The sequence below is a fragment of the Leucobacter aridicollis genome, assembly GCF_013409595.1.
Classification (GTDB): Bacteria; Actinomycetota; Actinomycetes; order Actinomycetales; family Microbacteriaceae; genus Leucobacter; species Leucobacter aridicollis.
In genome coordinates this window covers 1,521,987-1,534,802 of record NZ_JACCBD010000001.1, presented here as the reverse complement: position 1 = coordinate 1,534,802, position 12,816 = coordinate 1,521,987, and the positions used below count along the sequence as shown (strand labels likewise).

The 12,816-nt window shown below is 68.4% G+C and carries 8 protein-coding genes; 2 read left to right on the top strand and 6 right to left on the bottom strand.

The genetic code is table 11. From position 1 onward, the window contains the following. Positions 1-10: 10 nt before the first annotated feature. On the bottom strand, positions 11-529 hold the full coding sequence (locus BJ960_RS07080; RefSeq protein WP_185986774.1) for a hypothetical protein: 519 nt from the start codon (positions 527-529) through the stop codon (positions 11-13). A gap of 522 nt (positions 530-1,051) precedes the next feature. Between BJ960_RS07080 and BJ960_RS07075 the strand changes: the two genes are divergently transcribed. Beyond that, positions 1,052-2,803 carry an HNH endonuclease signature motif containing protein gene (locus BJ960_RS07075; RefSeq protein ID WP_185986773.1) on the top strand — a complete coding sequence of 584 codons (1,752 nt, stop codon included), beginning with the start codon at positions 1,052-1,054 and terminating at the stop codon, positions 2,801-2,803. A 64-nt stretch (positions 2,804-2,867) separates the two neighbouring features. Here the strand turns inward: BJ960_RS07075 and BJ960_RS07070 are convergent, their stop codons facing one another. After that, positions 2,868-6,083: a DEAD/DEAH box helicase gene (locus BJ960_RS07070; protein ID WP_185986772.1), complete on the bottom strand. Its 3,216-nt coding sequence runs from the start codon at positions 6,081-6,083 to the stop codon at positions 2,868-2,870. A gap of 232 nt (positions 6,084-6,315) precedes the next feature. Here BJ960_RS07070 and cyoE point away from each other — a divergent pair, with 232 nt between their 5' ends. Continuing rightward, positions 6,316-7,383, top strand: a complete 1,068-nt coding sequence (cyoE, locus tag BJ960_RS07065) for a heme o synthase (RefSeq protein WP_185986771.1) — start codon at positions 6,316-6,318, stop codon at positions 7,381-7,383. A gap of 37 nt (positions 7,384-7,420) precedes the next feature. On the opposite strand, the gene BJ960_RS07060 is transcribed toward cyoE, so the two are convergent. From BJ960_RS07060 to BJ960_RS07045, 4 genes are all read right to left on the bottom strand, one after another. Further along, entirely contained in the window at positions 7,421-9,052 is a 1,632-nt protein-coding gene (locus tag BJ960_RS07060) for a GNAT family N-acetyltransferase (protein ID WP_185986770.1), read from the bottom strand. A 121-nt stretch (positions 9,053-9,173) separates the two neighbouring features. After that, a complete protein-coding gene (locus BJ960_RS07055; protein ID WP_185986769.1) occupies positions 9,174-10,097 on the bottom strand; it encodes a polyamine aminopropyltransferase in 924 nt (307 codons plus the stop codon). A 25-nt stretch (positions 10,098-10,122) separates the two neighbouring features. Then, positions 10,123-12,192 carry a TRAP transporter permease gene (locus BJ960_RS07050; protein WP_185986768.1) on the bottom strand — a complete coding sequence of 690 codons (2,070 nt, stop codon included), beginning with the start codon at positions 12,190-12,192 and terminating at the stop codon, positions 10,123-10,125. Continuing rightward, positions 12,189-12,788, bottom strand: a complete 600-nt coding sequence (locus BJ960_RS07045; RefSeq protein ID WP_185986767.1) for a DUF1850 domain-containing protein — start codon at positions 12,786-12,788, stop codon at positions 12,189-12,191. Before BJ960_RS07045 ends, BJ960_RS07050 begins: the two co-directional genes overlap by 4 nt. Positions 12,789-12,816: the final 28 nt, after the last annotated feature.

Here is a 12,816-nt window from a genome sequence, read left to right as displayed (position 1 = left end):
GCGCGCCTCGCTATCGCGCGACCTCGCGTGGGCGGCGAACCAGCAGGACGATCCCAACCACGACGAGCACGATGCCTGCCACGGTCGCGACGACCCCTCCGATTGTCCACCAGAAGAACGGCGTGAAGAAGCTCACGAAGTTGAACGCGGGCGCGGCGACGATGGACCCGCCCTCGTTCACACACTGGATCTGGATGTCTCCCGGCCCGTCGGCCCTCACGATCGCGATGGAGACGTAGTCATTTCCGCGATACTCCGAGCTGAATGCGCCGGAATTCACACCTTGTATGTGCAGGCGCTCACCCGACGGGCCCGTCGCCGAGCACTCGGCCGGAAACGCATCATCAGACGCGTCATCCTGTGCGAGCAGGTAGAACGCGTCGCCGGATCGTGCTGCAGTAACCGTGCCGCTCGGCGTCACCTCCGTGATGGAGTCGAGCATGCGGAACGCTTGCGGCACGCTCGCGATGCCCCCGACGGCAAGGCCGAACGGCAGCCCTCCGAGGAGCAGGATCGCTCCCAACGTCACTGCGATGATCGCTCCAACGTGGGAGCGTGGCTGCGGCCGCTGGCCCGAAGGTGGGGGTTGGTGGGGTGGCGGCGAGCCGAAGTGTTGCGGCTGCTGTTGCGGTTGTTGTTGCCAGGCCGGCCACGACTGCTGCGCTGCCTGTGGCGGCGCACCATCGTTAGGAGCCCCGCCGGGCGTCCAACTGTCGGTCCCGGGTTGCCCCCATTGGCCATTCGGCGGGTTCGCTGCCATGCCGACTCCCTTCTCACAGGGAGCGAGCCAGCGGCCTGCACCCTTCCGTGGTTGCTCTTTCAGCGTAGGCTTCCACACGAAGAGTGACAAGTGATGATTCTTTTGCTGCTGGGTGGCGTCGTGTGCGGTATCGGTGAGTGGCAAGAAGGTCTCCCGTTTTGAGAGCCGCTTGCTCACGCGACTCCCCGCCTGCGTAGTCCACAGATGAGACGAGCGGACGTTGGCGAGACAAATCACCGGAGAGCCTGTGGAGAACCTCTGCCGCATCGTCATCGGTGTTTGACTCGCACTATGTTTACTTCAGCACGGGGAGAACCCCCACCCGACGATCCTGACATCCCTGACATCCCTGACATCCCTGACATCCCTGACACCCCTGACACCCCTGACGGGGCGGACCGCCTAGGCAGCCCAGACCACTCAGCCCACTCAGGTGCGCCAGTCAGCCCAGGCGCGCCAGGCAGCCCAGGCAGCGCTATCCAGCTCGACGCAGACGACCGCGCCGACTTGGCTGACCTCGAAGCAATGGAGGACGCAGCCTCGACTGCGCGGCGCGCAGAGGCCAACCAGCTGCGAGCCCTTGGCCGTGTAATGCACCGCACGTTCGGGCACGCGACACTCGATGCGACGCTCGAGGCGACACTCCCCCGGCCACCGGCCAACGCCCAGGGCCCGGCAGATCAGCCAACGAACCCCGCCGACGCGAAGGCGAAGCGTGTCGGGGAGAATTCACCCGGCATATCGAGCGCGACCGGACGTCGCCGAAACGCGGAGCTGGAGCACCGCTCCCTGCGACTTGAGGTTGCAGCCAGGCTCCGCCTCAGCGAGTACGGCGCGGAGAAGCTGATGCATACGGCGCATCACGCCCACGATGCATACCCGGCGACTCTCGACGAACTCGCGTCCGGGCGAGTTGGCCTGCAATCCGTTCACGTCGCTATCGACGAAGGCCTTATCTTCCAGTCGCTGCCCCCGGCAGACGCGTCCGAACTCCGCGCCGCATACGAACGGGAGCTCATCCCGCACGCCCGCACCGAAACCCCGAACAGGTTACGGCCCATCGCGCATCGCATCGCTTTGGAACTCGCAGACTTGCCGCTGAACGAACAGCACGACGCCGCGGCCAAGCGCCGCTGCGTGCAGGTGCGCGACCTGCCGGATGGGATGGCGGAGTTTGCCGCATATCTTCCGGCGACTGCGGCCTACGCGATCCGGGACCGCGTCGCCCAGATCGCGAAGCACGCCGACGCGGGCACTGTGCCGCCCCAAGGCTCGCCGACCGCTCCCGACAGCACCCGCACTCGTTCGCAGATCGAGGCCGATGTCTTCGCGGACCTCCTCCTCACCGGCGAGATTCCGCTCGGGAGCGAAGGCTCCGCACCGGTGGGTCGCGGCATATCCGCACATGTCCACGTCATCGTCCCGGGGCATCAGTTACCCGAACCGCTTTTCACGAACGAACCCAGCCCTGGAACCACACACACGGCCACAACCAGAGTCACAGACAGATCCACACCCATACTCACCCCCACGCAGACGTCGCCGGGCCAAGGCTCACGCCCGGCGCCTGCCGACACACGTGTTGGCGGCGTGGCCGAGCTCGTCGGCTACGGCCCCATCAGCGGAGCGGCGGCAACGGAAGCTGCCGAGCGGGCGGCCGCAGACGGAGAAGCCTGGGACATCGTGAAGGTGACTATGGGCGGCACTGTCATCAGTGTCAAACGCTATCGACCAACGCCGACGATGCGACGCTTCATCACCGCCCGCGACCTGCACTGCCGGGCGCCTGGTTGCCGGAGGGCGGCCGCGCGTTGCGACATCGACCACACGGTTGCCGCGGCCCACGGCGGGCCGACGAGCACCGACAACCTCGCAGTGCTCTGCCGCGGTCACCACGTGCTCAAGCACAACACGGGGTGGCGTCTCGCGCAACACGACGCTGGGGTGCTCGTCTGGACAAGCCCGACGGGCGCCGAGCACGCCTCGCGCCCGCCAAGCAGCGTGAGATTCCGGGCGCGCACTGCAAACGAGCCAAGCCAGTGACACCCCGGCACAGCCCAGCCCAGCCTAGCCCGGCTCAGCCCGGCTCAGCCCAGCTCAGGTCAGCTCAGGCAAGGAGATCCCGCATGTCGTCCTCGGTTAGCGACTTCGAGAACAGCTCTTCATCGTCAATGACGGCATCGAACAGGGCCCGCTTGCGGCGCTGCAGCTCCAGCACCTTCTCCTCGATCGTGCCGAGCGCGATCATGCGCACCACGTTCACCGGCTTGTCCTGACCGATCCGGTGCGTGCGGTCGATTGCCTGAGCCTCGCTCGCCGGATTCCACCACGGGTCCAACAGGAACACGGTATCGGCCTCGGTCAGGTTCAGCCCGACACCGCCAGCCTTCAGACTGATAAGGAATACGTCGGCCGCGCCGTCTCGGAAGCGGTCGATGACGGCGTCCCGGTTCCTCGTGCCCCCGTCGAGCGTGACCGTGCGAATCCCCTCGCCCGCAAGATGCACGGCCGCACGTTCGAGAAACGAGGTGAACTGGCTGAAGACGAGCGTGCGCCGCCCCTCCGCCGCGAGCGCGCGCACGTGTTCCCCGAGCGCCTCAAGCTTTGCGGAGGGGATCTCGGCGTACTGCTCGTCGATGAGCGTCGCATCGAGCGCGAGCATGCGCAGCAGGGTGAGCGACCGGAAGAACGTGAACCGGCTACGGTCGAGATCTTCCATCAGCCCAAACAGTTTTTGCCGCTCGCGCTGCAAGAACGCGTCGTACAGCGCCCGGTGGCGGGCATCGAGCTCGATCTCGAGGATTTGCTCTTGCTTCTCGGGGAGTTCGGCGGCGACGCTCGCCTTCGTACGCCGGAGGATGAACGGTCGAATCCGGCGCCGTAGTTCCTTCGTGCGCCGCTCACGGAGCTCACGTTGCAGCTTCGGGCCACTCCCGGCGCCTGTTCCGACGGAGTTTCCCGGGGCCGGCTGCTCGATCGCACGCACGTAGTCCTCCTCGAACCGGCGCGCGGACGGGAACAGCCCGGGCGCGACGATCTTCGTCAGCGCGTGGAGTTCCCGGAGCGAATTCTCGATGGGGGTGCCCGTCACTGCGAGCTTCCACCGCACCGGCAGAGACTCGGCGAGCTCGTTGCCTTGGGCCGCCGCGTTCTTCACGAACTGTGCCTCATCGAGAATGAGGCCCGCGATCCCGAGTTCCGGGTCCTCGGCGACGGCCCGGTAGCTCGCATTGTCGAGCCGGAACAGGGCATAGCTCGTCACGATGAGGTCAGCCTCCGCGGCATCGTCTCGGACCGTGCGGCCGCTCGCGGCCTCCGTCGCAGCGCGCACGCGAACACGCAGGCCAGGCGCAAACCGCGCCGCCTCGGCCGCCCAATTACTCATCACTGACGTGGGCGCGACCACGAGGAACGGCCGCCGTTCGGGCCTCAGCTCAGATCGCTGCCCCTCTTCCACGGCTTCCACGGCCTCCACGGCCTCCACGGCCTCCACGGTCTCCATGGCCTCGCTGGCCTCGCCGGCCTCGCCGGCCTCGCTGGCCTCGCCCGAACCGCCGTGTTCGCCGCCCTTGGCGTGCACGATCAGCGCGAGGCACTGAAGCGTCTTTCCGAGCCCCATGTCGTCGGCCAGGATTCCGCCCAGCCTGTTGCGCCAAAGGAACGCAAGCCAGTCAAACCCCTCCCGCTGGTACGACCGCAGCTCGGCCGTGATGCCAGCAGGGAGCGGCACCGGCGTTGGTCGAGCGGCCCCGATCTCGCGCACGAGCGACCGCCATTCCACCGCGGCCTCCGACTCGTCGGCGAGGTCCTCAAAGTCCGCCCACATCGGCACCTGATGCTTCGGTATCCGCGGACCTGTCTCCCACTCGTCCAGGTCTTGCCCCTCCGCGATGAGGGCAGCGAGCGGCGCGAAGGCGGGATGGTTGAGATGCAGATACGTGTTGTCGACGAGCTTGAGCTTCGTTCGCCCGGTCGCGAGCGCTCGAAAGAGCGGCCCAAACGGCACGGTCCGCCCTTCGATGGTGACGAGCACGCCGAGGTCGAACCAGTCCTCTCGCTCGCTCGGGATCATCGTCACCTTGAGATGCGGGACGCCCGTGAGTTCTCGGTACTCAGGGATCGCCCCTGACGTTCGCACCGTGATCCCCGGCGCGCGTTCGAGCATCGGAACGACCTTCGTGAGGAACTCGGCCGCCGCCACGCCCCTGAGCTCCAGCGGCCCGGGCAGGCCGCGCTGGACCTCGGCGTCGACGCCATCGGGCGCCTCCCCGCGCCAGGCTGCGGGGAACAGCTCGTCCGCGAGAATCTCGTCGGGCAGCGCCTGCTCGAGCGTGACCTGCCGCGCGTCGCCGCGCCGCCGACCGGCGCCCTCGTCGCTCCAGGTGAGCCGCAGTCGGTGCCCTTCGCGCCACGCGGCGGTGAGGAGGAGCCGCACTCGATCAGGATCGGGTAGCGCCACCGACCCGTCACTACTCGCCACGGCGAACTCGGCCTGCAGTTCGGGCACGCCTTCGGCGAGGAACTGGGCGCGCTCGGTCGCGGGAATCGTGAGCCCGCCCGGCTCAAGCGTTCCGGCGAGGAGCGCCGCCTCGGCGGCCGTCATCTCGGTCTCGAGTGGCGCAAGGTGGATCGACCGGTCGCGCCCGCGGCCGGCGATGTACACGCCGTGGTCGCCCACGGCTCCGGTGTTGACGAACGGCACCTCCGCACCGTCGAGTTCGAGACGTGGCGTGAGCGCGACGCCGCCATCACCGGCCTGCACGGTGTCGAGCCACAACGCCGCCCGCTCGTGGCGCCGCACCGCCGCGTGTTTTCCGGCGACGACGAGCGCGATCCCGAGCGTCTCGGCCTGGCGCAGCAGGGTCCACAGCGCCGGGCTCAGGTACTCCTCGAGGAACACCCAATCAGGATCCTTCCCCACCGCGACTGTCTCCCCGGCCCGGTGCAGCGCGTGCAGCTGGCGGAACCAGCGCTGCTGGGCGGGGTCGAGGTTCAGGCGACTCCCGTGATGACCGATATTCGCCCAGGTGAGCGTGCCCCGCGCCCATCCGCGCTCGGTGCGGATCGCCGGGCGAACCCCGAGCTGGAACACGCCGCTTCCCGCATCCTGCCCCGGCTTCACGGAGCGAGAGAGTGGCCCGTTCCAGTTGTCGGCGGAGCGCGGGATCATCTCACGGACCTCGAACTGGAGCCCGAGCTGCGCATACGGTCCGTCAGCCGCGACACCGGAGCCGCGCCCGAGGAGCCCGCCGACCTGCAGACGCCAGACAGCGTCCGGGCCGCGCTGCGCGGGCCGGGGCTCCCCTGCTGCTGGATCTTCCATACCTCCCTCAATGCTATGCTGCCCCGCCGACAATTCCCGGCGGGGCGAGGCGATCGACGGCCGGGTACGCGCCCGTTGACCTTGCGCTCATCGAAGACACGATATATTTGAAGGGTGAAGTCTGCGGCCTATCGGCTACGGCGTCTGGCACCGCCAGCGCTGCAGACACGCCGCACAGCAGGCGGCAAGCCGGAGCCAAATGGCGCACGGGCTTGAGAAAGGCCAGATTCGTATGCCCGCAAGTGGGATCCCTGAGGACGACCAGCAGGTCCCGAGTAGTCACGAGACGCCGAAGGGGCATCGCGAGACGGCAGCACGCGAGAGCGAGATCGCTCCCGAGTTCGCCGAGCTTGCTGATGCGGCCGTGTTCTCCGAGCGCAGCCGGGGCACGGACGCGAAGATCGCGTCGCGCGCCGACGGCGATACCCTGCGTGCCACCTTCACCCGCTACTACTCGCTGACGAAGCCGGGCGTGCTCTACGGCAACGTGCTCACGGCAGCGGCAGGCTTCCTGCTCGCCGCCGGTGTCGCCGGCGCGTTCGACGTGTTCCTCTTCCTCGCGACGATCGTCGGCACGACCTTCGTGATCGCCGCAGCCTGCGTGCTGAACAACGTGCTCGACCGCGATATCGATGACCGCATGGAACGCACGAAGAAGCGTGCGACGGTGTCTGGCAGCATCAGCGTGCGCAACGCCGTGATCTTCTCGGTCGTGCTGTTCGTGCTCGGCAACGCGATCCTCATCGCCTGGACGAATTGGCTCGTCGTCGTCACCGGCCTCGCCGGGTTCTTCACGTACGTGGTGCTCTACGGCATGCTCTCGAAGCGGATGAGCGTGCACGGCACGCTCGTCGGGAGCATCTCGGGCGCCGCACCGATCTTCGCCGGCTACGTCGCCGTCACCGGGGCGGTCGACGCCGCAGCCATTCTGACGTTCCTCGCGATCTTCTTCTGGCAGATGCCCGAGTTCTACTCCATCGCCGTCTACCGCCGCGACGAGTACGCGCGCGCCGGCGTGCCAGTCATCACCGTGGTGCACGGCATCCCGGCGGCGAAGATCCAGATCCTGCTCTACACGATCGCGTACGTGGTCGCCTCAGTCGCCCTCACCCCGCTCGGCTACACCGGCTGGGTGTACGCGGCCGTCATGGGCGTGCTCGGCCTCTGGTGGATCGTCATTGGCATCCAGGGGTTCAGCGCGAAGGACGACAACGCCTGGGCGCGCCGCATGTTCAGGTTCTCGCTGATCATCATCATGGCGTACAGCCTGATGATCTCGATCGGGGCGCTGCTGCCCTAACGGCGGGGGCGCCTGCCGAGTGCCTCTGCCGTTGGGATCACACCCACTTCGCGAGCGTCACCGAGCGGTCTCGCGCCTGAAACCCGAGTCGCTCGTACATTCCGAGAGCACCACTCGGGTTCGCCGAGTCGACGTCGAGCAGCGCGTTCACGAACCCGGCTTTTCGATACGCTTCGAGCGCCGCGGAGATCACCGCGGAGGATAGCCCCTTGCCGCGCCACTCCCGTACGACGCCGATCGTCGACATGTACCCGAAGGGGCCGCCATTTAGCGCCCACTCGTCCTCGTTCACTTCGGTGAGCACGGCCGCAACGACGCGTACCTGGCCATCACTCTCGCCGGAATCAGTGACGAGCACGCGCGAGAGCTCGGGTGAGAACTCGTCAAGCTCGAGTTCGTCGGTCCACTCACGCTCGGTCATGGGGCGGGACCCCCAGTGATCGCGAAAGGCGTCGTTCACTGCGAGGCGCGTGGACTCGGAGAGTTCCGGAGCGAAGGTCCGCAATTCAACTCCCGCCGGAAGGTCCCTGACGGCGATCTCGTCGGCGAGCGGCCTGCCCAACTCCATCCACCATCGCACCGGGAGGTATCCGGCGTCCGCCGCGAGCGCCAGAATGTCGGTGTTCGCCTCACGCGCGCCGAAGCTCAGCATCCCGGGAAGCCCGGCCTCGACGCCGCCGAGGAGCTGCCTGCCTCGCGCCTCCTGCCACGCCAGCATCGCGCTCCCGATGCCGAGACCACGCCATTCAGGGTGCACAACGCCATCGATGAACACGTCAACCTGATCACGCCAGTCGTCGTCGAGCTTCGCCTCTCCGAACGCGACAAGGGCGCCCGCCTGAGAGAACGCCAGCACCGTATCCGTGGCGAACGTGAAGCGGTCCCCCGTGAGCCAGAGCTTCACGAGATCTAGCCCGTACAGTTCGTGCGGATGGTCGACGTTGCCAGCCACGCGAAACAGCTCCCAGATCGCCTCAGCGTCGGCGTCGGTCGCGGGGCGCCAGTTGAGCGGTTCACCGCCAGCCGTCCTCGGCAATTCCGGAAGCGTGGTCGGGGCGAGCGCACGATCTCCAAGCGGGACTCCGGCCGCAGCGAACGCTCGCGCATAAATCTCACGGACTGTCGCGTGTTTCCTGCGGTTGTAGGCCATCGCGGTCTGCGGTGCGCCCTCAGCGGCAGCGGTCTTGGCTTCCGCGTACCGCTTCGCGTCGTCCGGGTTGGCACGAAGCCAGTCGCGAAAGAGGATGTGGCGTGCGGGCTCCGCAGTCCCCGGCGCAAACACGTGCAGGTTCACGCGGGGATCGTCGAGCCGGAGCATGCGGTGCCCATCGAGTGCTGGCTCGCGCACCGTGTGCCGGTAGCCAAGTGCGGTGAGCGCGGGGACGTAGCCCGCTTCATCGTCCGGGTCGAGGACGATGAGGTCGAGATCGATGACGTCCTTCGCCGGCAGTCCGGGCACCGCAGTGGACCCGACGTGCTCGAGCGATACCGCCGCATCTCCGACGGCCGCGAGGATCGCATCACCCAGGAGGCGAGCCCGCTCGGGCCAGTCCGGGTTCGCCGGCACGACGGCCAGCGCTTCCGGGAGCGGCTCCCCCGCCACCCACGGGTCGGTCGGCTCGGTGCCGTCACGAAAGTCAGCGATTCCCGCCGGGAGTGAACCTGTCATTGCCCATCCTTACTCCTCGTCACCGGCACACTATCGCTCGGCAGGGTGAATTCGCTAGCCGTTTCCCGCAGCCTGCACGTGCGCCACGCCGACGGGAATGGTCAGGGCCTGCACCCGCGGCCTACCCCCAGCGCGGGTCGTCTGGGTCTGGCGAATCGCTGCCATCGGCATCGGTCATGATGCGAGCGCCGGCCACCCACGACTCGAGCGTGCCGCCGTGCAACAGGTTGGGGCGGGGCACGCCGAGCAGGTCCGGCCTCGCCACGATGTCGAGCGGCGTATTGCTCGCGAAGACGAGCACGTTGCCGAGCGGCCCCTCGGCGTCGAAGGGGTCCGCGTCGAGCACGACCGCGACGTGCGCGAACACGGCGGCCAGCGTGGCGGCTTGGCGGCGCGCGTACGTGAACGGGTGTCCGTCGAGCAGGTTCACGACGGTGACGCCGTCACCCGACGACCGCTCGGCGACACGCTCGAAGAACTCCCTGCTCGCGACGCGCTGGTGAATCACGGCCGCATCCCACAGGTCGACGATCGTGAACTCGGCCCCCACCCAGTCGCCGCCGGTCGCGGCCCGCTCGGCCCCGCCCGGAGCTGCGCCCAGGGGCGGGCGTTCGCCCGCCCGCGTGGCCGGGACCGGCAGTGGCCCGTCGGCGACCTGTCGCGCGTCGCCGAAAACTGCACGCACGTCGCTCCCCTCGGGCAGCGGAAGCGCCTGCAGCATCGCGCGGTACAGGTCGGGTTCGAACTCGACGACGAGCTGCGGCGAGCCGGCCCGGGTCGCCTGCACGTACCGCGCCAGCGTCAGCGCACCGGCCCCGAGGTGCACGGTGAAGAGCGGCGAGCCGGCGGGGGCCGCAGCGTCGATCGCCCGCGCGATGTGCCTGGTGTACGGGTACGCGAGCCGGGTCGGGTCTGTCAGCGAGACGACGGACTGCGCGACCCCGTCGACGCTGAGCTCGAAGCGGCCCGGCTGCAGCCTCGAGCTCGTGAGCGTGGCCTCCCGTCCGGAGCGCGTGGACGACAGCTTCCGGCGTTTCTTCAGCACCAGCCAAGTCTACGCCCCGTCGTTGCTACGCCGGGAGCGTGATCGCCGCCGACACCGGGTTGGGCAGCGAGCGCCCGTCGCCCCGATCCCGCTGGAGCCAGAGCAGCCCCATGATCGCGAGGCTGATGAGCGTGCCGCCCCAGACGAAGACCGCCGGGTCGAGCGCGTTCCCGATCCAGCCCGACCATTCGGGGGCGATGAGCACGAAGGCCGCGGCGAACCCCAGCGCGACGCGCCAGTACCAGCGCACCCGCGAGAGCATGTAGCCCTCGAGCCCGACCGACGCCGCGAAGAGCGCGACCATGCCCGTGATCGTCGCTATCGCGACTTCTATCCAGCTTCCCTGCAGCATGAGGGCGCTGTACGCCATCAGCAGCGGGATGAGGTAGAGCCCCTTCGCGAACTTCCATGCTGAGAGCGCCGATCTCATCGGTGGCGCCGCCGCGATCCCCGCACCGACGAACGCCGCGAGCGCGACCGGCGGTGTGACGTTCGAGTCCTGGCTGAGCCAGTACACGATGAGGTGCGTGACGATGAGCGCGAGCCCGAGCCCCTCGAGCGCAGGGCCGGCGAGGATGATGATGACGACGTAGGAGGCCGTCACCGGGAGCCCAACGCCGAGCACCAGCGATGCGAGCGCGACCATGATGAGGGTGAGCAGCAGGTTCCCGGCGAACGCCGTGATGAGCAGCTCGGAGATGACGAGCCCCAGCCCGGTCATGCCGACGACGCCAACGATGACGCCGGCGATCGCGCACGCGGCGCTCACCGGGATCGTGTTCTTCGCGGCGATCACGAACACCTCACCGAGGTCCGTGAGCGACATCCGACTGCCGACGCGCAGCATCGAGACGACAAACAGGGCGAGGAGCGCGTACATCCCGGCGCGGGCCGGCGGCACGTAGTTGAGCAGCAGTGTCACGAGCAGCACGAGCGGCGCGAGGAAGTGCCAGCCGGATCGCATGACGTCGCGCACCTTGGGGAGCTGGTCCGCCTTCATCCCGCCAATGTTGTGTTTGCGGGCCAGCAGGCTCACGAAGATGTAGACCGATGCGAAGTACATGAGCGCCGGAATGATCGACACCTTCACGATGTCGGCGTACGGAATCCCGGTGCGCTCGGCAATGAGGAACGCGCCGGCTCCCATGATCGGCGGGAGCACCTGCCCGCCAGTCGAGGCGGCCGCCTCGATCCCGGCCGCGTCGTGCGAGTTGTAGCCGACCTTCTTCATCATGGGGATCGTGAACGGCCCAGTCGTCGCGACGTTACCGATCGCGCTGCCAGACACCGACCCCATGAGCGCGCTGCCGAGCACGGCGCCCTTGGCAGGGCCGCCACGCGACTTCCCGGTGAGGGCGAACGCGAGGCCGATGAAGAAGTTCCCGCCGCCCGACTTCTGGAGCATGGCCCCGAACAGGATGAAGATGAACACGAACGTGACGACGACGCCGAGGGTGAACCCGAGGATCCCGTCGGTGCCGAGATAGACGTGGGTGGAGAGCCGCTCGATCGTTGCGCCCCGGTGCCTGAACACCCCAGGGAACCAGGGGCCCGCCCACGCGTAGAACATGAACAGCAGCACGAGCACCGACATGAACCAGCCGACGGTGCGCCGCGTGACCTCCAGCAGCACCGCGCACAGCACGAGCCCCATCACCCAGTCGAGCGTCTCGTAGGCTCCGGCCCGGCGGGCAAGCTGCGCCTGAAACAGGATCGGGTACAGGCAGACGGCGATGCTCGCGAGGATGAACGCGCAGTCGACGACGACCATCGCCGCGCTCCTCCCCCACGGCTTCTTCGACGCGGGCACAATGATGAACCCGAGCGCGAGCACGAGCACGAGGTGTGCGAGCCGCTGCTGGCGGGCGTCCATCGCGTACGAGACGGTGATGTAGATCTGGAACGCGCCGAGCGCGACGGCGAGGGTGAGAATCACCCAGCCGAGCACGCGCCGGTGCGGGCCCTCGCCGAGGCGCAGCCCGGCGAGTCGTTGCCAAAGCGGTCCGTCGCCGGGGACGCCATCGTCCTCGTCGAACGCCTGCGGATCTGCGCGATCCTGCGCGGGTGTCTCCGCGACGGTCGTGCGGTCAGTCATGATTCCTCCTCCGCAGCGCACTCCTCCGTGCGCGGGTCGTGTGGCGCGCGGAGTTCACCCCACGCGGCTTGCAGCAGCGAGATCTGCCGGATCTCGAGCGTGATCGCCTGCCGCGGCCAGCAGCGCGAGAGCAGCAGCTCACGGTCGCCGGCCCACAGGCGGTGGTCGATGCGCGGTTCCCCGGCCCGGATCGTGAGCGCCCCACCGATCGGGCGGTCGAGACCTTCCAGTACCCACCACGGGCCCTCGGCGTGGCCCGATCCTTCGCCGGCTTGCTGCCCCATCCCCGCGCCGAACTGCCGGAGCCGTGTCCGCTCGACGACGAACTCGTCGTCGCGGACAACGAGTTCCTCCTCGATGGGGAGCCCGTCGATCGAGTGCACGTAGCTCACCGTGATGGGCGCGGTCGCCGGGAGGCGCGCGATGCGCTCGGTGCCACCGGCATCGCCCCGCGCGGTCACGTCGACGATCGCCTGCGTCGGGGCGAGGAGCGGCGTGAGCGCGAGGCCGATGAGGATCGCGATGGCGATGAGGATCGCCGCCCCCGGAGCGCCGCGCAACCTCGCACGGAGGCTGCGGCGCCCGCGATAGTCCACGCCTGGGCGAGGCTCCCGGGATCCTCCG